21 protein-coding genes and 2 pseudogenes are annotated in these 23110 nt (G+C 68.6%); 11 read left to right on the forward strand and 12 right to left on the reverse strand.

The window, feature by feature from the left end:
* The 4 genes and pseudogenes from ACWELJ_RS08270 to ACWELJ_RS08285 all read left to right on the forward strand — a co-directional run.
* A pseudogene (locus ACWELJ_RS08270) lies at positions 1-298 on the forward strand (hypothetical protein); the annotation flags it as partial.
* Positions 291-899, forward strand: a complete 609-nt coding sequence (locus ACWELJ_RS08275) for a peroxidase-related enzyme (protein WP_452365491.1) — start codon at positions 291-293, stop codon at positions 897-899. The pseudogene ACWELJ_RS08270 and the gene ACWELJ_RS08275, both read left to right, overlap by 8 nt.
* Positions 900-1586: 687 nt before the next feature.
* A complete protein-coding gene (locus ACWELJ_RS08280; RefSeq protein WP_452365492.1) occupies positions 1587-2219 on the forward strand; it encodes a TetR/AcrR family transcriptional regulator in 633 nt (210 codons plus the stop codon).
* Positions 2220-2354: 135 nt separating this feature from the next.
* Entirely contained in the window at positions 2355-3197 is an 843-nt protein-coding gene (locus ACWELJ_RS08285) for an alpha/beta fold hydrolase (RefSeq protein ID WP_452365553.1), read from the forward strand.
* Positions 3198-3306: 109 nt separating this feature from the next.
* Here the strand turns inward: ACWELJ_RS08285 and aspA are convergent, their stop codons facing one another.
* From aspA to ACWELJ_RS08300, 3 genes and pseudogenes are all read right to left on the reverse strand, one after another.
* A complete protein-coding gene (aspA, locus tag ACWELJ_RS08290) occupies positions 3307-4713 on the reverse strand; it encodes an aspartate ammonia-lyase (protein ID WP_452365554.1) in 1407 nt (468 codons plus the stop codon).
* 129 nt (positions 4714-4842) lie between these two features.
* Positions 4843-5379 (reverse strand): annotated as a pseudogene (locus ACWELJ_RS08295) (cyclic nucleotide-binding domain-containing protein); the annotation flags it as partial.
* Positions 5315-7123, reverse strand: coding sequence for a protein kinase domain-containing protein (locus tag ACWELJ_RS08300; RefSeq protein WP_452365493.1), 1809 nt, complete (start codon positions 7121-7123; stop codon positions 5315-5317). The gene ACWELJ_RS08300 and the pseudogene ACWELJ_RS08295, both read right to left, overlap by 65 nt.
* 130 nt (positions 7124-7253) lie before the next feature.
* On the opposite strand from ACWELJ_RS08300, the gene ACWELJ_RS08305 reads away from it, so the two are divergent.
* Entirely contained in the window at positions 7254-9275 is a 2022-nt protein-coding gene (locus tag ACWELJ_RS08305; RefSeq protein WP_452365494.1) for a hypothetical protein, read from the forward strand.
* A 127-nt stretch (positions 9276-9402) separates the two neighbouring features.
* On the forward strand, positions 9403-10512 hold the full coding sequence (locus tag ACWELJ_RS08310) for a BTAD domain-containing putative transcriptional regulator (protein WP_452365495.1): 1110 nt from the start codon (positions 9403-9405) through the stop codon (positions 10510-10512).
* On the opposite strand, the gene ACWELJ_RS08315 is transcribed toward ACWELJ_RS08310, so the two are convergent.
* Positions 10478-12538: a prolyl oligopeptidase family serine peptidase gene (locus ACWELJ_RS08315; protein WP_452365496.1), complete on the reverse strand. Its 2061-nt coding sequence runs from the start codon at positions 12536-12538 to the stop codon at positions 10478-10480. The genes ACWELJ_RS08310 and ACWELJ_RS08315 overlap by 35 nt on opposite strands.
* 106 nt (positions 12539-12644) lie before the next feature.
* Between ACWELJ_RS08315 and ACWELJ_RS08320 the strand changes: the two genes are divergently transcribed.
* Both ACWELJ_RS08320 and lpdA read left to right on the forward strand, forming a co-directional pair.
* Positions 12645-13649, forward strand: coding sequence for a dipeptidase (locus ACWELJ_RS08320; protein WP_452365497.1), 1005 nt, complete (start codon positions 12645-12647; stop codon positions 13647-13649).
* Between the two features lie 102 nt (positions 13650-13751).
* Complete coding sequence (gene lpdA, locus ACWELJ_RS08325) at positions 13752-15155, forward strand: dihydrolipoyl dehydrogenase (RefSeq protein ID WP_452365498.1); 1404 nt, start codon at positions 13752-13754, stop codon at positions 15153-15155.
* A 105-nt stretch (positions 15156-15260) separates the two neighbouring features.
* Here the strand turns inward: lpdA and ACWELJ_RS08330 are convergent, their stop codons facing one another.
* Together ACWELJ_RS08330 and ACWELJ_RS08335 are read right to left on the reverse strand one after the other, a co-directional pair.
* Entirely contained in the window at positions 15261-15740 is a 480-nt protein-coding gene (locus tag ACWELJ_RS08330) for a nucleoside deaminase (protein WP_452365499.1), read from the reverse strand.
* A gap of 8 nt (positions 15741-15748) precedes the next feature.
* Positions 15749-16147, reverse strand: a complete 399-nt coding sequence (locus tag ACWELJ_RS08335; RefSeq protein WP_452365500.1) for a winged helix-turn-helix transcriptional regulator — start codon at positions 16145-16147, stop codon at positions 15749-15751.
* 109 nt (positions 16148-16256) lie between these two features.
* On the opposite strand from ACWELJ_RS08335, the gene ACWELJ_RS08340 reads away from it, so the two are divergent.
* Entirely contained in the window at positions 16257-17108 is an 852-nt protein-coding gene (locus ACWELJ_RS08340) for an SDR family oxidoreductase (protein ID WP_452365501.1), read from the forward strand.
* Positions 17109-17127: 19 nt separating this feature from the next.
* Here ACWELJ_RS08340 and ACWELJ_RS08345 read toward each other — a convergent pair whose 3' ends face one another.
* The 4 genes from ACWELJ_RS08345 to ACWELJ_RS08360 form a co-directional block, all read right to left on the reverse strand.
* Positions 17128-17583 carry an aggregation-promoting factor C-terminal-like domain-containing protein gene (locus ACWELJ_RS08345; RefSeq protein WP_452365502.1) on the reverse strand — a complete coding sequence of 152 codons (456 nt, stop codon included), beginning with the start codon at positions 17581-17583 and terminating at the stop codon, positions 17128-17130.
* 187 nt (positions 17584-17770) lie between these two features.
* Entirely contained in the window at positions 17771-19030 is a 1260-nt protein-coding gene (locus ACWELJ_RS08350) for an RNA polymerase sigma factor (RefSeq protein ID WP_452365503.1), read from the reverse strand.
* Between the two features lie 46 nt (positions 19031-19076).
* Entirely contained in the window at positions 19077-19433 is a 357-nt protein-coding gene (locus tag ACWELJ_RS08355) for a YciI family protein (RefSeq protein WP_452365504.1), read from the reverse strand.
* A gap of 93 nt (positions 19434-19526) precedes the next feature.
* Positions 19527-19904 (reverse strand): VOC family protein, encoded by a 378-nt coding sequence (locus ACWELJ_RS08360; RefSeq protein WP_452365505.1) that lies wholly within the window; start codon positions 19902-19904, stop codon positions 19527-19529.
* Between the two features lie 123 nt (positions 19905-20027).
* On the opposite strand from ACWELJ_RS08360, the gene ACWELJ_RS08365 reads away from it, so the two are divergent.
* Positions 20028-20804 carry a TetR/AcrR family transcriptional regulator C-terminal domain-containing protein gene (locus ACWELJ_RS08365; RefSeq protein WP_452365506.1) on the forward strand — a complete coding sequence of 259 codons (777 nt, stop codon included), beginning with the start codon at positions 20028-20030 and terminating at the stop codon, positions 20802-20804.
* Positions 20805-20940: 136 nt separating this feature from the next.
* Positions 20941-21642 (forward strand): GNAT family N-acetyltransferase, encoded by a 702-nt coding sequence (locus tag ACWELJ_RS08370; RefSeq protein ID WP_452365507.1) that lies wholly within the window; start codon positions 20941-20943, stop codon positions 21640-21642.
* Positions 21643-21672: 30 nt separating this feature from the next.
* On the opposite strand, the gene ACWELJ_RS08375 is transcribed toward ACWELJ_RS08370, so the two are convergent.
* Positions 21673-22212, reverse strand: coding sequence for a carboxymuconolactone decarboxylase family protein (locus ACWELJ_RS08375; RefSeq protein ID WP_357090805.1), 540 nt, complete (start codon positions 22210-22212; stop codon positions 21673-21675).
* Positions 22213-22270: 58 nt separating this feature from the next.
* On the reverse strand, positions 22271-23107 hold the full coding sequence (locus ACWELJ_RS08380; RefSeq protein ID WP_452365508.1) for a GntR family transcriptional regulator: 837 nt from the start codon (positions 23105-23107) through the stop codon (positions 22271-22273).
* Between the last annotated feature and the right edge of the window lie 3 nt (positions 23108-23110).

Below are 23110 nucleotides of genomic sequence, written 5' to 3' on the forward strand. Positions count from 1 at the left end.
GCTGATCGCCGCGGCCGTGGCGGTGGCGGCGCTGGCGGGCGCGCCCGAGCTGGCGGCGCTTTACGCGGGGCTGGGAACGGCTCCGGCCGAGGGGGATCCGGTGCTGGCCGCCATCCTGCGGCACGCCGCGCGGGTGACGACCGCGCCCGCCGCCATCACCCGCGCGGATATCGACGCCCTGGCCGCGGCCGGGCTGTCCGAGCGCGACATCGTCACGGTGGCGCAGCTCATCGGATTCGTGCACTTCCAGGTCCGGCTGCTGGCCGGTCTCACACTGATCGGAGCGGAGCATGGGTGAGCAGGGCGTGAGCGAGGTGCGCCGCGTCGAGAACGGGCGCCGCCCAACGGGATTCACCCAGGAGCAGCTGGACTGGGTGCCGTGGGTGGAACCCATCCGGCTGGCTGATGCCGATGAGTTGCAGAAACCCCTGCTGGAGGGCGATCGCGGGATCGGGCCGTACTTCCGGCTACTCGCGCGCAACCCGGAGGTGCTGGCGCATCGCAGTGGCAACGACAAAGAGATCTTCTACGGTCGAGGGGGACTGACCCGCGCGGAGCGCGAACTCGCGGCGACCGTTACCTCCCGGCACAACGGGTGCGAGTACTGCGCCTCCGTTCATTCGCGTTTCACATCTGCGTTGTCCAAGCGGCACGGGGATGTTCAGCGGTTGCTGGACGAAGGCAACGAAGTACGGATCGACGAAAGGTGGGACGCGGTCATCGATTTCGTGGACGCGCTCGCCGCGAACCCGCCCCGAGCCACCGCCGGCCATCTGAACCGCTTGCGGCAGTTGGGTTTCGATGCCGCGGAGCTGCACGATCTGGTGTTGTCGGCGGCGTCGTTCTCCTGGGCCAACCGTCTGATGCTCACGCTCGGGGAGCCGGAGGTGCCCGCGTAATCCAGTGCGCTATCGAGTTGGTTCTGGAAAGTTCATCCGTAATCTTCCCTCCGAGGTATCGGCTCGGTATCGTCGCGATGGCAAACAGTCAGTGACAACACTGGCAATCGTTCGGATCGGAGCATCACATGGCGAACTTCCTTTCGGATGTTCTTTCTCAGACCCTGTTCAAGCTGCTGGCTACCGGATCGGCGAGCCTTTCCGCCAAGTAGCCACGCGAGCGCCATCTTTCGGCAACTGAACGGTGTCGGAGTGATGCGGAAGGGCCCTCCCACGGTTTCGGGGATCGGGCCCTTTTTCGTGTCCGGATTATCCGGATGCGGCGTGGGGTACTCCGCCCCTGCGCCGGCTCCGGTGCTGGTCCGGCGGCGCGTCGCGAGGGACGCTCAAATAAAACCTAAAAAGTTCCTCGAAAAGTATTCCGTCCAGTTGGCCTGCTCTGTATCGTGATGAACGGCAAACGATCAGTGACTTTCGGGTCAACGCGACATCGGGCCGCGAGTCTCTCCCCCCGGACCCGCGTACCGAACTCGGGACGGTTCCCCTGCCTATACCCACCGTCCCGGGTGCGTCGCATGTCCCGATGTTGCTGAGCCAACTTTCGGCTAACGCGCGGTAAGTCGAAGGTTCAAACGAAGGGCCCGATCCATGACGAGGGGATCGGGCCCTTCGGTATTGTCTGGCGCAATGTCACAGGAAACGAACGCGGGAAGAATGTACGCCGGGCAGCCCGTAGAAGACCGGCAGCGGCAGCGTCGTGCGCGTTTTCTGGAGTCCGGGCTCACGGTGTTCGCGCGCGACGGATACGCCAATAGTTCCGTCGGGGCCATCTGCAAGGACGCCGGACTCTCCTCCAGACAGTTCTACGAGGAGTTCACCGGTCGCGAATCGCTGTTGCTCGAGCTCTACGAGCACATCGATCGCGAGTCGCGGGAAGCCGTGGCGGCCACCATCGCCGAGCACTCCGACGCCAACGCCATCGACATCATCGACGCGGCGGTCCGCGCCTACATCGAGTCCATCGGGCGCGATCCGCGCAAGGCCAGAGTCGCGCTCGTCGAAGTCGTCGGCGCCGGCCCCAAGGTGGAGAAGTTCCGCCTGGAGCTGCGCCGCGCCTGGGGCGCGTTGCTGGCCAGCGCCGCGGAGGACGCGGCCCTGCACGGCGAGATCCCGCCCGGCGACTACGAAATGCGCGTGCTCGCCATCATCGGCGCGGTGAACTACGTGGTCGACGCCTGGAGCGGCTCGGATCCGCGCCAGCCGCTCGACGACGTCATCCGGGTGCTGCGCCGCATCATCATGGGCGCGGTCAGCGCCTGACCCGAAAACCCACCTTCCGACGCTCTTTCGCGCCCGTCCGCCTCGCGGACGGGCGCGAACTTTACGGGTAGCGTGCCGATCATGGAGGCTGCGCCGAACAGCGGGCCCGGGCCGAACAGCGGGCCCGGGCCGACCATGGAGACCGTGCCGATCCAGCTGCCCGACGGGACCACGGTCCCGGTACGGCTGATTCCGGCGAAGGGCTCGCACCGGCATCCGATCACGGCCGATACGCCGCGCCCGGTGGTGGTGATCGCCCCGGGCCTGGGCGTGCCGGGGGAGTACTACTCGCTGTTCGGAATGCCGCTCGCGGCCCGGGGTTTCGACGTGGCGCTGCTGGAGATCCGCGGCAACGGCGGCGGAGCCGCGACCGGACCGGCCCGCTACGGCTATCAGGACCTCGTGTCGGTGGACTTCCCGGCCATGTTCGAGGCCGTGCGCCTGCGCTTCCCCGACAGCACCCCGTACCTGCTCGGCCACAGCATGGGCGGCCAGCTGGGCGTCATGTACGCGTCCCGGATCCGGGGGCGGCTGGGCGGGCTGATCCTCATCGCGTCCGGCACACCGCATTTCCGCGGGTATTCCGGGCTGGCCGCGGTCGGCAGCGCGGCGCTGTCGCTGACCGCCAATCTGGCCGGGTTCTGGCCGGGCGACACGGTCACGGCGGGCGGCTTCGGGCGGCAGTCCAAGGCGCTCATCGCCGATTGGGCGCGACTGGCCCGCACCGGCAGGTTCGAACCCGCCGGAGCCGATATCGACTACGAGGAGCGGATCGGGCGGCTGAAACTGCCGGTCCTGTCGATCACCATGACCGGCGACGAGCTGACCCCGCGCGGATCGGCCCGCCAACTGCTCGCGAAACTGCCGCAGGCCGACATCACCACCTGGCACAATCCGGCCCCGCTCGGGCACAACGGCTGGATCAGCGACCCCGGCTCCACCATCGACTACGTCGAGAAGTGGCTGCGCGACCGCTGACAGGCCGCGTGACCGCTGAAACGGGCTGTGTGATCGCTGAAACGGGCTGTGTGATCGCTGAAAGTGGCTGTGCGACCGCTGATTCGGCAGCGGCCCGGCGGCCGGCCGCTCACAGCAGCCCCGAGCGCGGCGCGGTCATCTTCTCCGGGCTCAGCAGGTCGTCGAGCTCGGCCTTGGTCATCGCGCCGCGCTCGAGTACCAGGTCGTAGACGCTGCGGCCGGACTCGAGCGCCTCCTTGGCGATGGCCGCCGACTGCTCGTAGCCCAGCGTGGGCACCAGCGCGGTCACCAGTCCGATGCTGTGCGCCACCAGATCCCGGCAATGCTCCCGGTTGGCGGTGATGCCGGTGACGCAGCGGCTGGTCAGGGTGACCGCGGCATTGCGCAGCATCATGGTGCCCATCATGAGGTCGTGGGCCATAATCGGTTCGGCCATATTGAGTTCCAGCTGGCTGGCCTCGGCGGCCATGGTGACGGTCATGTCGTAGCCGATGAGCTGGAAACAGACCTGGCTGACCACCTCCGGGATGACCGGGTTGACCTTGCCCGGCATGATCGACGAACCCGGTTGCATGGCGGGCAGATTGATCTCGCCCAGGCCCGCGCGCGGACCGCTGGACAGCAGTCGCAGGTCGTTGCAGATCTTGGACAGCTGCACCGCGGCGCGTTTGAGGGTGGCCGACACCGCCACGAAATCGCCGGAGTCCTGGGTGGCCTCGACCAGATTCTCGGCCTGCACGATCGGCAGTCCGGTGATCTCGGCCAGTTTGACGGTGACCAGGTCCGCGTAGCCGGGCGGGCTGGTGATGCCGGTGCCGATGGCGGTCGCGCCCATGTTCACCGCGAGCAGGTCCCCGCCGATGCGCCGCAGATGGTTGACGGCCTCGCCGATCATGACCGCGTACGCGCCGAATTCCTGGCCCAGGGTCATCGGGACCGCGTCCTGCAGCTGGGTGCGGCCCATCTTGATCACGTCGGCGAACTCGACGGCCTTGGCGCGCAGCGCGTTCTGCAGTTCGACCAGCGCCGCGGAGGCGTCCTGCAGGGACAGGTAGACGCCCAGCTTCACCGAGGTGGGGTAGACGTCATTGGTGGACTGCGAGCGGTTCACGTCGTCGTTGGGATGCAGGTACTGGTATTCGCCCTTGCGGTGGCCCATGAGCTCCAGGCCGCGGTTGGCGATCACCTCGTTGGCGTTCATGTTGGTGGAGGTGCCGGCGCCGCCCTGCACCATGTCGACGATGAAGTTCTCGCGCAGATGGCCGGTGAGCAGCTCGTCGCAGGCCGCCACGATGGCGTCGGCCTTGGGCTGGGCGAGCGAGCCGAGTTCCGCGTTGGCCAGGGCCGCAGCCTTTTTCACGTGCGCCAGGGCGTTGACCAGGTGCCCGAACTTGCGCAGTTCGATGCCCGAGATCTGGAAGTTCTCCACCGCGCGCAGGGTCTGCACGCCGTAGTACGCCTCGGCGGGCAGCTCCCGGGTGCCGAGCGAATCGTGTTCGGTGCGAATGCCGCCCAGCGGCTGCTGGGCCGCGATGGCGGCCGACAGCTGGGCGGAGACCGCGCGCATGCGGTGCGCGACCAGCTGGGCGACCCGGGAGACCATGCGGTAGTAGCGATCCGGGTGCAGGACAGCGAGCTCCCGCAGCGTCGCGCGCGGCACGGTGAGCACGACCGCGCCGGTGACGCTGCGCCCGGTCGCGGTGTGGGGCGTGTCGTCGATCAGCGCGATCTCCGAGATCAGGCTGCCGGGGCCGAGCAGGGCGAGCTCGATCACGTGGCCGGTGAGGCCGGCGGTGATCCGGATCTCGCCCTCGACCACGATGCCCGCCCACTCGCGCGGCGTGGATTCGTGGAACAGCACCGCCCCGGCCGGGTATTCGCGCCGCTCCGCGGTGGCGGCGAAGGCGCGGACGTCCTCCGGATCGAGTCCGGTGGCCGCGGCGGTGCTACTGATCAGCTCGTCCAGTTCGGCCACGTCGACTCCTCGCTCGGTGGAAATCCCCACATAGGCAACCGAGTCGCATCTTTCCGAACCGGGCGGATCTTTCAAGCGCGACGCGGCCGTGCAGGCCCGCGGCCTGCCCTCGGGGCGAAAGGCTGACGGCGGCCGGCTCGATTCAGCTGTCCGTGCGCAGCACGACGATTCGGCTGTTGTCCGTGTCCGCGACGTACACGTCCCCATTCCCGCTCACGGCGATTCCCTCGGGTACCCCGAGCCCGGTGAACGGCAGTACCTCCGGAGTGTGCGAGGCCGGCGGCAACTTCAGGATCCGGTGGTGGTTCTGATCGTTGACGTAGATGTTTCCGGCGTCGTCGACCGCCACCCCGGCGACGCTGTCGAGATCGGTGAACGGCAGGAAACCCTGGCTCCGGACGACGGCGTTCCAGACCAGAACCTTGTTGGGCGTTCCGACATAGACGTCACCGACCTTGCTCACGGCGACCGAGAGCGGACCGATGACCGAGAGCGGCAGCGTGGTGAGGTTCCCGGCATTGCTCGTGATGATCCGGTTGTTCAGCAGATCGGCCACATAGAGGGTGCCGTCGTGGCCCAGCGCGATGTTGAAGGGCTGGTTGAGGCCGGTGAACGGCAAGGTCGACTGCGCGGTGTCGTGCAGCAGGGTCACCCGGTTGGTCTCCGGGTCCGAGACATAGACGTCGCCGGTGGGGCCGACGGCGAGGCCCATCGGGTATTCCAGTCCGGTGAACGGGAGCGCGGCGGGCGTGTCGGAGCCCGGGCGCAGCACCGACACCTGCTTGGTCCCGTGATCGGCGATGTAGAGATCGCCATTGGCCGCGACCGCCAGCCCGGCCGGTCGCTGCAGGCCGTGGACGGGCAGGACCGTCTCTCGGTTCCGATGTTCGGGACGGTGCAGGACGAGGTACCCGCCGCCGGCGGCCACCACCAGCGTCACGATCGCGGCAGCCGCGACGAGGCCCAGCCGGCGTCGCCGCGGCGGCTTGCCCGCCGGGGGTGTCGATGACCTGGGTGCCGTGGCCGTGGCGTCGGCCTCGCCGGGCCCCGTAGCGGCTCCGCGATCGACCTGGCCGTTGTCGATGGCCATCGGCGGCGAGAGGCTGCGGCTGCCCAGGGCCTCGTTCAGCGCATCGGTGAACTCGCGGCATGTCGAATATCGGCTGTCCCGGTTCTTCGCGAGCGCGGTGGCGAGGACTGTATCCAGCGCCGGCGGCAGCAGCGGACGGGCGGAGCTCACGTTCGGAATCGGTCCGTTGAGGTGAGCGTTGATGACGGCGGTCGTTGTGCCGCCGGCGTATGGCGGTTTTCCGGTCAAGAGGTGAAAACAGGTGCAGCCCAAGGCGTATACGTCCACTCGACGGTCGAGTTCGGCACCTTCGATTTGCTCGGGCGACGCGTAAAGCAGTGTCGCGACAACCATTCCGGTTCTTGTCAGATGATGGGTTTCATCCAATAACCTGGCCGTTCCGAAATCGGTGAGGAAGACTCGTTCGGGATCGCCTGGAGCCAGCAGAATATTCGCCGGTTTGACGTCCCGGTGCAAGACGCCCGCGTCGTGCGCGACGTCGAGCGCAGTGCCGACCTCGGTCACGATGCGCACGGCCCGCTCGGGGTCGAGCGGGCCGAACTGCAGCGCCGATCTGGCGTCGACGCCATTGATGTATTGCATTGCGATCCAGAGCAGGTCGCCGTCGCGGCCACGGTCGTGAATGGCCACGATATTCGGATGTTCCAGCCGCGCAGCATGATCGGCTTCGGAATAGAATCGCGCGCGAATGTACTCATCGTGGACCCATGAGGCATGCAGCACCTTCAATGCGATCTTCCGGGGCAGATTCGGATGTTGCGCCAGATAGACGGTCCCCATTCCGCCCTGTCCCAGAACTCGTTCGATCACATAGCCGGCGATGACTGCGCCGGGCTCCGGTTCGCTGCTCACCGTGATCATCACCTCACGTCGTAGGGACTGGCCGATGGCTGGCTTTTGTCAGGTTAGCGCGGGGTTGGGGCCGGGTTAGCGCAGGTCGCGAACCTCGTTCAGGTAGCCGGAGTGACCGGCTCGGAACGAAGGGGACACCATGAACGCGTTCGGACTCGCCACCCGCCGACGTACCGCGATTATCGGAATCGCGGCGGCGCTGTCGGCCACGGTAGGCATCGGTCATGCGGCCGCCGCGCCGCACGTGCGGCAGGCGGCCCCCGGGTCGACAGCACAATTCATCCTGCGAAACGGCAAGGCTACCGAGGTGAATGGCGACTCGGTGCGGTACTGCAGCACTGCCGGAACCGAGATTCTGCTGGTGGACGGACAGCATGTGCCGCTCGAGAAGGTGCAGCGCGTCGATATCCTGCGGGCCGACAGCTCGTCCGACAACAATGGCACGGCGACGGTGCGGATCGAATTGGTGAACGGTTCGGCGATCAGCGGCGCCATCGCCTCGAACTGCAATTTGCTCGGTGACAACGAGGTGGGGCGTTTCAGCGTCTTCCCGCAGGATCTGCAGCGGCTGCAATTCCTTCCCGCGGACGCCGTTGCCCCGGCGCCCGGCCCGGTACCCGCGCCGAATGCGCCTGTGCCGAATGCGGTGGTCGTGCCGAATGCGCCCGCGCCGGATGCGGTGGTCGTGCCGAATGCGCCCGTGCCGGATGCGGTGGTCGTGCCGAATGCGCCCGTGCCGGATGCGGTGGTCGTGCCTAATGCGCCCGCGCCCGACGCGGTGGTCGTGCCGAACGCGCCCGGACCGGACGCGGTGGTCGTACCGAATGCGCCCGGCGATGTGAAGGCGGCTGGTCCGGAAGGCAAGGCCGGTCCGGACGGCAAGAGTGGTCCGGAGGGCAAAGCCGGTCCGGAAGGCAAGGCCGGTTCGGAGGGCAAGAGTGGTCCGGATCCGGTGTTGACCAATGCTGAGAAGGAGCTGGCGGACGCCCAACAGCGGGACGATGCGGCCACGGCCGCCGCGACGAAAGCCGGAGCAGCTCTCGAGGCTGCGAAGTCCCGCGCACAGCATGCCGACGACGACGTCGCGGGCATCCAGAAGGACCTGGAAGGGATCGGCGGCGATGTCCGCGACGCTTCCAACAACTTTTCGGATGCCTCGGCAGTGGCGACCCGATTGCGCGCTGAAGCGAACGCAGATCCTGGTAGCCACGTGAAATCCACCGCCGCATTCAACGCCGAGACACGGGCGAAAGAATGGCGCGACGAGCTGGACCGGAGAGTCGCGACTCGCGACAAGACCGCGACGGCGTTGACCGAAGCCCAGCACACGGCAACTGCCGCCCACAACCAAGTCGAGACCGCCGCAGCCGCCAACACCAGTGCCGCGGGCGTCAAGCAGCAAACCCAGGCGATTCTGAATCAGGCCAAGGACAACCTGAACAAGGTCAAGCAGCAACACGGCCCGGAAGACAAGGCCGCTCCGAAGGCAGACCCCAAGGACCCTGCGGGTAAGACCGACGACAAGGGCAAGCCCAAGACCGACGAGAAGGCCGATTCGAAGGCAGATCCCAAGAACCTTGCGGGCAAGGCCGACGACAAGGGCAAGCCCAAGACCGACGAGAAGGCCGGTCCGAAGGCAGACCCCAAGGACCCTGCGGGCAAGACCGACGACAAGGCCAAGCCCAAGACCGACCAGAAGGCCGATCCCAAGAACCAGCCTGGCAAGCCGGACGGTACGGGCAAGGCTGACGGCGAGGGTAAGACCAAGCCCGACGGTAAGGCTGATCCCCAGGCCCCGGCAGGGAAAGCTGACCCGAAGGGCGACGGCGGCAAGGCCAAGACCGATGGGCAGCCCGGTGGCCAGCCCGGCGGCTTGCAGATACCGCTTCCCGGTGGGTTGCACATTCGTTTGCCTGGTGAGAATCCGGTTGCTCCGAAGCCCGCACCGCAGCAGGCTCCGAAGCAGGAGGCTCCGAAGCCGGCACCGCAGCAGGAGGCTCCGAAGCAGGCGCCGCAGCAGCAGGCTCCCCAGCAGGAGGCCCCGAAGTCGGCTCCCCAGCAGCAGGCCCCGAAGCAGGCGCCGCAGCAGCAGGCTCCGAAGTCGGCTCCGCAGCAGCAGGCTCCGGCACCGCAGCAGCAGCAGGTGCCGTCTGGTGGCTGAGCGTGGGTTTTGATTGAACGCGCGCTGAAAGCTGTCTTCCAGCCCTCGTCCGGTTCCGGGCGGGGGCTGGTGGCGTGGGGGTTGTGCAGGCTCGGTTTCCGCTGTTCGGGCGGGTAATCTCGGGTTTATGGACCTTCGGGTGCTTGGTCCAGTGCAGTTGCTCGTCCACGGTGTTCCGGTGCCGTTGGGTGGTCGTAGAGGGTGTGCTGTTCTGGCCGATCTGGCGGTGCATCGTCGGCGTGTGGTGGCGGCGACGGCGTTGGCCGACGCGATCTGGGATGGGGATCCACCGTCGACGTATGTCGCGAGCATTCAGGTTTCGGTGAGCAGAGTCCGCAAGGCGATGCGAGCGGCCGGACTGGACGCCGAGCAGGTGCTGCGCACCGTGGCACCGGGGTACCTGCTGGATATCAGCGAACGGGAATGCGACGTCGGGCGTTTCGAGCAGGAGCGAGCGCTCGGCGTCGCGGCGGGCAGCGCGGCGACCTCCGCCGAGCACTTCCGGGCCGCGTTGGCCGAATGGCACGGTGAGGTACTCGCCGATCTGCGGGACCTGTCGTTCGCGAACGAATACGCGGCGGCGCTCGAGGAGCTGCGCTGGGCTACGGTATCGGGCCGTATCGAGGCCGACATCGCTTGCGGAAAGGCATCACTGGTCCTCGGCGAACTGCAGTCGATGGTGATCGATCAACCGCTGCGTGAGCCGCTGTGGGGCCAGTTGATCACCGCGCTGTACCTGTCGGGCCGTCAGGTCGACGCGCTCGAGGCCTGCCGCCGGGTGCGGGCGGTGCTCGCCGAGGAACTCGGAATCGATCCGAGCCGTCAGCTGGTGGAGTTGGAGCAGCGGATCTTGCGTCAAGAGCCGGTCGGCGGCGCCGAACAAGAGCACGTGATGGCAGCGACGATCGCCGACACCTCAGCGTTGCCGCGTGGCTGCCGCCTGCGGCTGGCAGACGGCAGCAGCGTCGAGATGCGGGCCGGTGTGCTGCGCATCGGCCGGATGCCGGGTAATGAGCTCACCCTCGATGATCCGAAGGTGAGCCGGTGGCATGCCGCGATCACCCGCACGGGTGGCGCGGTCGTATTGCGTGATCTGGACTCCACGAACGGTGTTTACGCCGACGGCAGCCGAATCCTCGCCGACACGGCGGTGGCCGACGGTACGGAGATCCGGATCGGGTCCTGCACGATGGTCGTCGAGATCACGCCCGGCGATTCTCGATCAGCGTCTGGATGAAGAACTCGTAGACGAGCGCCGCCTGGAACGCGGACTGCTTGTTGTCCGCCGCGCCGCCGTGGCCGCCCTCGATGTTCTCGTAGTACCAGACCTCGTGGCCCTCGGATGCCAAGCGCGCGGCCATCTTCCGGGCGTGGCCGGGGTGCACCCGGTCGTCGCGGGTGGAGGTGGCGAGCAGGATCGGCGGATAGGTCCGGTCGGCGCTGGTGTTCTGGTACGGCGAGTACTTGGAGATGTACTCCCACTCCTCGGGCTTGTCCGGGTCGCCGTATTCGGCCATCCAGGACGCGCCCGCCAGCAGCAGGTGATAGCGCTTCATGTCCAGCAGCGGCACCTGGCACACGATGGCTCCGAACAGCTCCGGGTAGCGGGTCAGCATGACGCCCATGAGCAGGCCGCCGTTGCTGCCGCCGACCGCGCCCAGCTGGTCGTGGGTGGTGATGCCGCGCGCCACCAGGTCGCGGGCGATGGCGGCGAAGTCCTCGTAGGCCTTGTGCCGGTTGGCCTTCAGCACCGAGGTGTGCCATTCGGGGCCGTATTCGCCGCCGCCGCGGATATTGGTCATGACGTAGGTGCCGCCGCGTTCCAGCCAGCCCATGCCGACCGCGCCGCTGTAGGCGGGGCGGCGGGAGACCTCGAAGCCGCCGTAGCCGGACATGACGGTCGGTCCGGGGGTGCCGCGCAGATCGCGGTGCCGGATCACGAAATATGGGATCTCGGTGCCGTCGTCGGAGCGGGCGAAGAACTGCTCGGTCTCCATGCCGTCGGCGTCGAAGAACGCGGGCTCCTGCTTCAGCACCTGCACCGAGCCGCCCACCGAACTCGACATGAGCGTGGCCGGGCTGGTGAAACTGCTGGTGGAGAGCATGAATTCGTCGCCGCCCTCGAGCCGGTCGAGGTTCATCACGCTGGTGGTGGACATGGCGGGGGCGTCGGCCAGCGGCGCGCGGGTCCAGCCGTCCGGGCCGGGGGTGAGCACGTGCAGCTCGGTCTGCACGTCGTGCAGGGTGGCCAGCAGCAGGTGGTTCTCGGTCCAGCTGTAGCCGTGCAGCGCGGTGTGCGGGTCGGGGGTGAACAGCACCTCGAAATCGCGGCCGCCGGAGAGGAATTCCTCGAACCCGGTGGCCAGCAGCGCGCCCGCCGGATAGGTCGTGCCGTTCACCTCCCACGGCGTCTTCGGCCGCACCAGCAGCCACTCCTTGAACCAGGAGACGTCGGCGTCGGTGGGGGCCTCGATCAGGCGCAGGGTGTCGTCGGAGTCGAGCAGGTAGACCTCTTCGTTGAAGAAGTCGGTGGCGCGGCTGAGGTAGTGCCGTTCATAGCCGGGGGTGCGGTCGTAGCCCGCGGAGACGGCCACATCGGTGGACAGGCCCTCGTACACGAATTCGGCCTCGGCCAAGGGGGTTCCGCGCCGCCAGCGCTTCACCACCCGGGGGTAGCCGGAGTCGGTGAGCGAGCCGGGGCCGAAGTCCGTGCCCACGTACAGGGTGTCGTGATCGATCCAGGCGTAGTCCGACTTCGCCTCGGGTAGGTGGAATCCGCCGTCCGCGGGGTCGATGAAAGTCTTTGTCTCGATATCGAATTCGCGGATCACCTTGGCGTCCGCGCCGCCGCGCGACAAGCTGATCAGCGCGCGCCGCTGCTCGGGGCGCTTCACCGCCGCGCCGCCCCACACCCAGTTCTCGCCCTCGGCCGCGGCCAGCGCGTCCAGGTCGATGAGGATCTCCCAGTCCGGTTCGGTCTTGGCGTATTCGGCGAAGGTGGTGCGCCGCCACAGGCCCTTGGGGTGTTCGCGGTCGCGCCAGTAGTTGTAGAGCCACGGCCCGCGCCGGCTCGGATAGGCGATGCGGGTGTCGGTGTCGAGCATGGCGAGCACGCGCGCCTCGAGTTCGCCGAAACGCTCGGTCGAGGCGAAACGCTCCTTCGACACCACGTTCCGCTCTTCCGCCCACGCCAGCGCGCGGTCGCTCTCGACTTCTTCGAGCCACAGGTAGGGATCCGTCACGCCCTCTCCAACACCGGTCATGCCCCCATTGTTGCCCAGTGGCGCGTTCGCCGGTCGCGAACGTGTTGCCGATGACAGCCGAACCGGGTTGCCGGTGACAGTCCTGTCCGGTCAGTAGGATTGCCGGGTGTCACATGAGCCCCGGCTGTGGGAACAGCACTGCTGCCTGCCGTTACTGCCGTCCGCGGATGTGACCGAGCTGACCCGGTATCCGCTGGGCTCGTATCTCTCGGTGAATATCGGGTATTCGCCGCAATCCACCCGCGAGTCCCTGGAGCTGGTGACCCAGCTGCGGCGAGATGCCTTGACGGACGGCCGATTTCGGCTGGTGCACAGCGTCGAGGACGCGTGGCCCGCCACGCCCACCGCCGAGACCGAGGCCACCATCGGGCTGGCCTTCGACCTCGAGGACGCCGGGCCGCTGGGCGGCGATCTCGACAATGTGGAGCTGTTCCACGAGCTGGGCCTGCGGTCGCTGCTGCCCACCTACAACCACGCCAACGCGGCCGGGTGCGGGTGTCTCGACACCGACGACACCGGGCTCACCGCCTATGGCCGGGACCTGATCCGCACCCTCAACGCGGTCGGGGTGTTCGCCGACGGGTCGCACTGCTCGCGCCGCACCGGCCTCGACATCGCCGAGCTCACCAGCGTGCCGATGATCTACAGTCACTCGAATTTCGCGGCGCTGTGGGCGCATCCGCGCAATATCGGTGACGACCAGGCCAAGGCGTGCGCGGCCACCGGCGGGGTGATCGGCATCAATGGCGTCGGCATCTTCCTGGGCCACAACGAGGCGGACGACCGGGCCGGCCGGGTCGAGGCCATGGCCGATCACATCGCCTACGGCGCGGAACTGGTCGGTATCGAGCACATCGGGGTCGGCTCCGACTACTCCTTCGACGCCGAGGATTTCAACCGGGAGCTGGCCGAGAATCCGGAAAGCTATTCCGAGGAGTACCTCCGCTACGGCCAATTGCGGTGGACGCCACCGGAGGATCTGCTCGGAACTTCCCCGGGGGTGCGCGGCCTGGACGCGGCGCTCGCCGCCCGCGGCTTCTCCGTAGCCGATCGGGCGGCCGTCTTCGGCGGCAACTTCGCGCGCGTGGCCCGGGAGGTCTGGCGGGATTGAGCCGGGTTACCGCACCCAGCCGCCGGCCCGCGATGTCGATAGGTGACGGCTCTTGGCCGGGCGCTGAGGCGCGGGGAGGCGGGGGAGTCTAGTCTCGATGCCGTGACTTCCCACTACGATGTCGTCGTTCTCGGCGCTGGTCCCGGCGGTTACGTCGCCGCGATTCGTGCCGCTCAACTCGGCCTGCGAACAGCGATCGTCGAGCAGAAATACTGGGGTGGCGTGTGCCTGAACGTGGGCTGCATTCCGTCCAAGGCACTGCTGCGCAATGCGGAGCTGGCCCATATCTTCACCAAGGAAGCGAAGACCTTCGGTATCTCGGGTAACGCGACCTTCGACTTCGGCGCGGCGTTCGACCGCAGCCGCAAGGTCGCGGACGGCCGGGTCAAGGGCGTCCACTTCCTGATGAAGAAGAACAAGATCGACGAGTTCGACGGGAAGGGCACCTTCACCGGCCCGAAGTCGCTCTCGGTCGCGCTCACCAAGGGCGGCACCGAGGACATCACGTTCGACAACGTGATCATCGCCGCCGGCACCGAGACCAAGCTGCTGCCGGGCACCTCGCTCTCGGCCAATGTGGTCACCTACGAGGAGCAGATCCTCACCCGCGACCTGCCGGGCTCCATCCTCATCGTGGGTGCGGGCGCCATCGGCATGGAGTTCGGCTACGTCCTCAAGAACTACGGCGTGGACGTGCGCATCGTCGAGTTCCTCGACCGCGCCCTGCCCAACGAGGACACCGACGTCTCCAAGGAGATCACCAAGGCGTACAAGAAGCTCGGCATCACCATCACCACCGGTGCGGCCGTGCAGTCCATGGACGACGACGGCTCCAAGGTCACCGTCGCCATCAAGGACAACAAGACCGGCGCCATCGAGACCGTCACCGTCGACAAGGTGCTGCAGGCCGTCGGCTTCGCGCCGCGGGTGCAGGGCTACGGCCTGGAGAACACCGGCGTCGCGCTCACCGACCGCGGCGCCATCGCCATCGACGACTACATGCGCACCAACGTCCCCGGCATCTACGCCATCGGTGACGTCACCGCCAAGCTGCAGCTCGCGCACGTCGCCGAGGCGCAGGGCGTGGTCGCCGCCGAGACCATCGCGGGCGCGGAGACCCAGGCGCTGGGCGATTACCGCATGATGCCGCGCGCCACCTTCTGCCAGCCGCAGGTCGCCTCGTTCGGCCTCACCGAGCAGCAGGCCAAGGACGAGGGCTACGACGTCAAGGTCGCCACCTTCCCGTTCACCGCGAACGGCAAGGCGCACGGCCTCGGCGACGCGCAGGGCTTCGTCAAGCTGATCTCCGACGCCAAGTACGGGGAACTGCTCGGCGGCCACCTGATCGGCCCGGACGTCTCCGAACTGCTGCCCGAGCTGACCCTGGCCCAGAAGTGGGACCTCACGGTCAACGAAGTGGCGCGCAACGTCCACACCCACCCGACCCTGTCGGAAGCCATCCAGGAAGCGATCCACGGCCTCGCCGGCCACATGATCAACTTCTGACTCCGAAGGGTCTCAGGGGCTTCGCCCCCGAACCCCTTCGAGATTTTCGCAAGACGGCCTGATGTCGGCGTAAGTCGCCGGTATCAGGCCGTTCTCGGGTAGCGATCAGTTCGCCAGGTGCAGGCGGCGGTGCAGGGCGTAGACGCGGTCGGTGAGTTCCGGGAAGGGGCCGGAGACCGGGATGGCGGGGGCCACCTCCGGGATGGCGAGGGGGCGGATCGGGCCCGCGGGGACACCGAACTCGTTGAGCCACTCGGTGAGCTGCGCGGTGGAGGTGGCGTAGACGATCGGGCCCAGGCCGACCCAGGCGTGGGCGGCCGAGCACATGGCGCAGTGTTCGCCGGAGGTGTAGACCGTGGCGGTGGCGCGCTGCTCGGGGGTGAGGTGGTCGGCCGCCCAGCGGGCCAGCTCGAATTCGGGGTGGCGGGTGGCGTCGCCGCCGGAGACGCGGTTGCGGTCCTCGGCCAGGACCTTGCCGTCCGCGTCGACCAGCAGGGAGCCGAACGGCTCGTCGCCCGCGTCCAGGGCTTCGGCGGCCAGCTCCACGCAGCGTTCGAGGTACTGCAGGTCGGTGTCGGCGGACATACGGCTCCTTAGGGGCGGTGGTAGGCGGACTGGGCCGCTTCGATGGTCGCGATATTGGATTCGAGGATGTCGATCAGGCCGATGAGCTGGTCGGCGACCCGCGCGCCCAGGTCGGTGAGGGTGTACTCGACGACCGGCGGGATGGACTGCTGGACTTCGCGATTGACCATGCCGTCGCGTTCCAGGGTCTGCAGGGTCTGGGAGAGCATGCGCTCGGAGATGCCGTCCACCCGGCGGCGCAGCGCCGAGAAGCGGTAGGGGCCCTCGCGCAGGGCGGCCAGGGCGAGCACGCCCCAGCGGCTGGCGACGTCCTGCAGGACCGGGCGGGAGGCGCAGTTGCGGGCGAAGACGTCGGCTTCCAGGGTCGGGTCGTCCGCGAAGGACTGGTCGGAAGGCCGGGCGTTCATGAGATTCAGGTTACCTGTCATTCGGGTAGCGGTTCAGGAATAGCATGTGCTTACTATTAGTTAGTACATGTCGAACGTGCAGTTCATTCCATCGAACCTGGAGGTAGTCATGACCGTCGCAGTCACCGGAGCCAGTGGTCAGCTGGGTCGCCTGGTCGTCGAGGCACTGCTGAAGGACGGGTCGCAGCCCGTGGTCGCCGTGGTCCGCGATCCGGCCAAGGTGGCCGATCTGGCCGAGCGCGGCGTCGAGGTGCGGGTCGCGAGCTTCGATGATCCGGCGGCGCTGGAACGCGCCTTCCAGGGCGTCGACCGGGTACTGCTGATCTCCGGCAACGAGTTCGGCAAGCGCGTCGCCCAGCACACCAATGTGCTGCGCGCCGCCGAGGCCACGGGCGTGAAACTGCTGGCCTACACCAGCATTCCGCGGGCCGACCGCAATCCGCTGATCCTCGCTCAGGAGCACATCGGCACCGAGGCGGTGCTGGCCGGGGCGAGTATCCCGACCACCCTGCTGCGCAACGGCTGGTACTGGGAGAACTACACCGGCGGTCTGGGGCACGCCGTCGCGAGCGGCGTGCTGCACGGCGCGGCCGGGGACGGCAAGGTGTCCGGCGCGGCGCGGGCGGACTACGCCGAGGCGGCCGCCCGGGTGCTCACCACCGACGGGCACGAGGGCCGGGTGTACGAGCTCGGCGGCGACGAGACGCTCTCGTATGCCGAACTGGCGCAGGTGATCTCGGAGGTTTCCGGCACGCCGGTGCGTTACGAGGATCTGCCGCAGCAGGATTACGCGGCCGCTCTGCAGGGCGCGGGCCTGGACGCCGGCTACGCGGCGGTGCTGGCCGACGCCGACGCCGGGATCGCGGGCGGCATCCTGGCCGTCGACTCCGGCGACCTGCAGCGGCTGCTGGGCCGCCCGTCGACCCCGGTGGCCGAGGTGTTCCGGGCGGCGCTGAACTGATCGAGCGGGCGGGGCGGGCTCAGTACCAGTTGTGGGCCTGCCAGAACGCCCAGGCGTTGTTCGGGCTGCCGTAGCGTTCGACCATGTAGCGGTAGGCCCAGCGCAATTGGGTGAGCGGGTTGAACATCCAGTCCGGGCCCTCGCTGAACATCTTGTGCGCGGGGAGGGCCTGGGGCAGGCCGTAGGCGCCCGAGGTCGGATTGATCGCGAACACCTGCCAGTCGCTCTCGCGGGTGATGATGTGGTTGAACGAATCCCACTGATCGAACGGGACCATGAAGCGGGACATGGTCTGCAGCGCGGGCTTGGAGTAGTGCTGCGCCGAGCCGACCAGCTGTAGCAGGGAGGCCGGATCGACCGGCAGTGCGGCCGGGATCCCGGTGTCGGAGACGGGGTTGGCGACCTCGGTGCGCGCGTCGGCGCGGACGACGCCGACGGTCAGTGGCGCGAGAGCCGCCATGAGGAGTCCGAGCACGGTGACTCGGATCGTTCGCTGGGGGCAGCGGGAGTGCTGGGAAGCTGGCAACGCCTCGTCCTTCCGTGTCGTTCACGAAAAAACAGACCCGATCGACTTCCAATCAGAAACCGACCGTACGCCCCTCAACTTCGCCGACCGGGTCAGCGACACGCGGTGAAGCACCTGATCGGAGTGGATTCGCCGGTCAGCGGGCCCGGCCGCGCAACAGTTCCCGCTCGCTGTCATTGGCGGTGAGTTCGCCCGCCCGCCCGAAAGCCGCACGCGCCTCGGCGCTCCGGCCGAGCCGTTCCAGCAGGTCCCCGCGGACCGCGTGCAGCAGGTGATATCCGTCGAGCTCCCCGGCGATCGCGTCGATCAACTCCAGGCCGGCTGCGGGCCCGTGCACCATGGCCACCGCCACCGCCCGGTTCAACTCCACGACCGGAGACGGAAAGCGTTGCACGAGTACGGCGTACAGCCCGGCGATGCGCCGCCAGTCGGTGTCGGCGGCGGTCGGGGCCACGGCGTGCACCGAGGCGATGGCGGCCTGCAGGGCGTAGCGACCGGGCGGCAGACCGCGCATCCGGTTCGCGGTGTGGGCCCGCGCCAGCGCCGCCAGTCCGCGTTCGATGTACAGCCGGTTCCATCGGGATCGGTCCTGATCGGGCAGCAGTACCGGGCCGCCGCCGGAGTCGCTGCGGGCCGTCGTGCGCGAGGCCTGCAATTCGAGGAGCGCCGCGAGGCCGAGCGCCTCGGGCTCCGCGGGCAGCAGCCCGGTCAGGATGCGGGCCAGGCGCAGGGCGTCCTCGCACAGTTCGGCGCGCACCCAGCGTTCCCCGGAGGTGGCCGCGTAGCCCTCGTTGAAGATCAGGTAGATCACTTCGAGCACCGAGTCCAGCCGCGCGGCCAGCTCCGGGCCCTCGGGCACCTCGAAGGGGATGCGCTTCGCGGCGATGGTGCGTTTGGCGCGCACGATCCGTTGCGCCACCGTCGATTCCGGGACCAGGTAGGCGCGCGCGATCTCGGTGGTGGTCAGCCCGCCCACCATGCGCAGCGTGAGCGCGGCCCGCGCCGGGGGTGTGAGCACCGGGTGGCAGGCGGTGCAGATCATGCGCAGGAGATCGTCGGCGATGGCCGGTTCCGGTTCGCCCACGGGCGATTCCGCGAGGACGGCTTCGCGCCCGAGCAACTCCAGCTTGCGCGCGAAGTTCGCGTCGCGCCGAATGCGGTCCACCGCGCGGTGTTTGGCGGTGAGCATGAGCCAGCCGCCCGGGTTCGGCGGGACGCCCGCGGCGGGCCACTGTTCGAGCGCCGCCACCAGGGCGTCCTGCGCGAGCTCCTCGGCGGTGGCGATATCCCCGACCAGGCGGGTCAGGCCCGCGACCAATCGGGGCCACTCGATGCGCCAGGCCGCCTCCACGGCCCGGCGGGCGCGCTCCTCCGGCGAGCGGCGCGCGGGGTTCACGCGCCGCTCACTCGGATCGCGCGAACCCCGCGCGGCTGCCGCGGATTCAGTTCTGGCCCTCCAGTTGCCGCACCTCGACCTCGATCTCCCATTCGGGTCCGTGCACGCGCAGGAACCGGGAGGCCCATTCGGCGGCCTCCTCCGGGGAACGGGTCTGCAGCAGCAGGTAGCCGCCGATGATCTCCTTGGATTCGGTGAATGGACCATCCATGACGGTCTGCGTGCCACCGGACTGCCGGATCCGGGTGCCCTCCTCGACCGGGCGCAGGCCCGCGGTGTCGAGCAGCACGCCGGCCTTGGTCATCTCCTCGATGATCTCGTTGACCCGCGCGATCAGTTCGTCGCCGGGTCCGTCCGCGGGCATCTGGGCGGGGTCCAGGCGAATCAGCACCAGGTGTCGCATAGTCGAATCCTCCTTCGGGTGGGGATCGTGTTTCGACCCTCGCCTACTCCTCGAACGGGGTGGGGTGGAATCGACATCTCCGGTGCGAAATTCTCAGACCCACTGCACCAGCTGGATGACGATCCCGTTGGGGTCCAGCGCCTGGAAGTAGCGCTCGCCCCACGGTTCGGTCTCGATGGGCGTCACGATCGGCACGCCCTCGCCCCGCACGCGAGCGTATTCGGCATCGATGTCATCGACCACGAAGACCACCAGCAGGCCCTGCCCGGCGCTGCCCGCGATGCGGTCCGGTTTGAAGCTGCCGAGGCCGGTGCGCAGGTAGATGACGTCGAAGCCGGCGTCGGGCCGGGTCAGGTTGACGAAGCCGTCGGCGGACATCTTCTCGGTGAAGCCGAAGTGGTCGATGAGGAACTTCGCCGAGGCGGTCTCGTCGGGCACGTTCAGGGAGATCGCGGATGCGGTGACGTTCAAGGGTCCTCCTAGGTGGTGCCGATTAACTCTGTACTTAGTACGCTGTACTTTGTACGTAAATTCCCGGCGGGATGCAAAGTGATGACCGTCACATGGATACGATCGGCGGCGGAGGTGACGCGAATGGCCGCGAAAGGCGCGGAACGCAGCAGCGCGGGAGACCCGGTGCGAACCCTGGAACTGCTCTGGCGCGAGCCCGGCTCCGGCGGTTCGGCGCGCGGGCCCAAACAGCGCACCACGGTGGACGCCGTCGTCGCGGCCGCCATCGGCATCGCCGATGCCCAGGGGCTGGCCGCGCTCACCATGCGCTCGGTCGCCGCCGCGCTCGGCATCACGCCGATGTCCACCTACACCTATGTGCCCGGCAAGTCGGAACTGCTGGACCTCATGCTCGACACGGTCTACCAGGGCATGGACCGCCACGATGTGAACGGAATGGGCTGGCGGGAGCGGGTTTCCACGATCGCCGCCGAGAACCGGGCCATGCTGGCGGCGCATCCGTGGGTGGCGTATCTGCCCACCACGCGCCCGCCGCTGGGGCCCGGGGTGGCCGCGAAGTACGACCACGAACTGCGTGCCTTCGACGGCCTCGGGCTCACCGATCTCGACATGGATGCCGCGCTCACGTACGTGCTGGGGTTCGTGACCTCCACCGCGCAGCTCGCGATCGACGCCGCGGGGGCGGCCGCGGAAAGCGGGCAATCCGACCAGGATTGGTGGGAGCGCGCGGCCCCGTTGCTGGCCCGGGTGTTCGACACCGAGCGCTACCCCTTGGCGGCGCGGGTCGGGGAGGCGGCCGGACAGGCGCACGACAGCGCCTACAGCGCGGACCACGCCTACGAATTCGGCCTGGCCCGGGTCCTCGACGGGCTGGCGGCGCTGATCGAGAAGCCCTGGTGAGCTGATCGAGAGCACAGCTGAACTGATCGAGAAGCGCTGAGCGCGGCTGTCTCTTACGCGAACCTGGCACAGACCGACCGGGACGATGGTCTCAATTTCGCCGCACGGAGCGGCGGGTGGCGGCAGAATTTCAGCTATGCCCCGATCGGCCCCGGCAATCGTTGCCGCCGAAACCTTCACCAGGGCAGCGCAGCCGGTGCTTCCCGTCGGGGAGGGACTGGTCCTGCGGCCGTGGCTGCGGCGCGACGGCCCCGAGGTGTACGCGGCATTCCAGGATCCAGCTATCGCCCGCTGGCATGTGCGCACCGCCGACACCGTGGAGGAGGTCGGGGACTGGGTGGACTCGTGGGCGCGGTCGTGGAGCGGCGGCGCCGCGGCGAATTGGGCGGTCGCGGACAGCCGTAGCGGCCGTCTGATGGGCCGCGCCTCGCTGCATCACATGGAGTTGTGGCATGGCGAGGCGGAGGTCGCGTACTGGGTGGTGCCGGCGGCCCGGGGTCGCGGCATCGCGCCGCGGGCGGTGGAGGCGCTGGTCGGCTGGGCCTTCGAGGTGGCCGGATTCCATCGCCTCGAACTACGGCATTCCGTGCACAACGCCCAATCCTGCCGCGTCGCCTGCAAATCCGGCTTCGTGCTGGAAGGCATCAACCGCAGCGCGGGCCTGCACACCGACGGCTGGCACGATATGCACCTGCACGCCCGCATCCAGCCGACCCGCCCCACCGAACCGGCTTTCGCACGCCATCTTCCGTACGACGCGGTCCCCTACGACACGGCCCCGGGCGACGCCGTCCCGGAGCCCGCCACCCAGCCCGTCTATCGGCTCCCGCGCCGTTGAGCCCTCGCGCCTTCGAGCCGCCGCCACCCGCTAGTGGTCGGTTTCGATGCGCAGCGCGGTGATGGTGCTGGCCAGGCCCTCGTACTGGTTGGTGAGCAGCACGATCTCGATGAGCCGCTGCTCGTCGTAGTGCGCGGCCAGGGCCTGCCAGGTGGCGTCGTCGAGGTCACGGGTAGTGACCAGCTGGTCGACGGCGGTGAGCAGGGCGCGTTCCTTGTCGGTCCAGCCCGCGGCGGCGGGTCCCTCGCGCAGCCGGTCCAGGATTTCCGGGGTGACGCCCGCCCGCCGTCCCAGCCGGATGTGGTGGTCGGTTTCGTATTCGCATTCGCGCAGGTGCGCGACGCGCAGAATGACCAGTTCGGATTCGTAGCGTCGCAGTTTGCCGCCGGGCATGAGCCGCCCGGAGAAGTGCAGCCAGCCGCGGAACAGACCGCCGGTGCGGCCGAGCGTGCTGAACAGGTGGGCGTCGTCCGTACCGGCGGCGCGGGAAAGCGCCTGCCAGACAACCCAGTTGACCGGTCCGAGCTCCCGCAGACGGCCGGGAGCGATGCGTGGCTTCGTCGACACCATGGCTCCAGTCAACACCCTGTCTGGGCCACCCGCCAGGCCATCGCGGTGCGAGCCGCGATCATTCGCGCACCGCACGAGCGAGTCTGGTGAGTTCCAGGGCTCGGCGGGCGCGGGTGAGGACGTGGGCCCGGGAGCTGGCGAGGTGCGCGAGCAGGGTGCGCAGGGCGGTGTCGAGGTCGTCCGAGAGCAGGTGTTCGGCGATGGCGATGTGGTCGTCGGCCATGGCGGCGATGCGACCCGGCGTGGGGATGTCCAGGGCGCGCACGGGGCGGACCCGGGCCTGGACCGCCGAGAGCGCGTCGGCCAGTGCGGCATTGCCCGCGGCGAGCAGCAGGGCGGTGTGGAAGCGCTCGTCCGCGGCGATGAGATCGGCGTCGGGTTCGGGTGGCTGGTCGCGCAGGTCGCGCCAGAATTCGAGTTCCCGCCGGACCGCGGCCGAGTCGAGCCGCAGGCCGCCGGGGGACGGGGCCGTGGCGGTGCTGGAGGGCGGTGTGGCACCGGGCGATGCGGACGCGGTGGACGCTGCGGCGGCGGCCGTGATCGGTGCACCGGGTCCGGCCGATGCCACGGTCAGGGCACCGGGGAAGCCGGTCGCCGTGGCTTGCAGCCGCTGAATTCCCCGGGCCTCCAGCACGATTCGGAGTTCGTACAGGTCGCCCAGGTCATCGACCCGAGGCCGGTACGGGTACAGGCCGTCGGGGTGGCGTTCCAGCAGCCCGTCGGACAGCAGCCGGGCCAGCGCCTCCCGGACGGGGGTGCGGGAGACGCCGTACGCCTCGGCGAGCCGTTCCTCGCCGAGCCGTTCGGTCGGCACCAGCACCCCGGCCGCGAGATCCTGCTGGAGCGCGCGGTAGACCCGCTCCGACAACGGAATACGCCCCCTGCGCGCGTTCACGCC

This window comes from Nocardia sp. NPDC004582 (genome assembly GCF_053602115.1).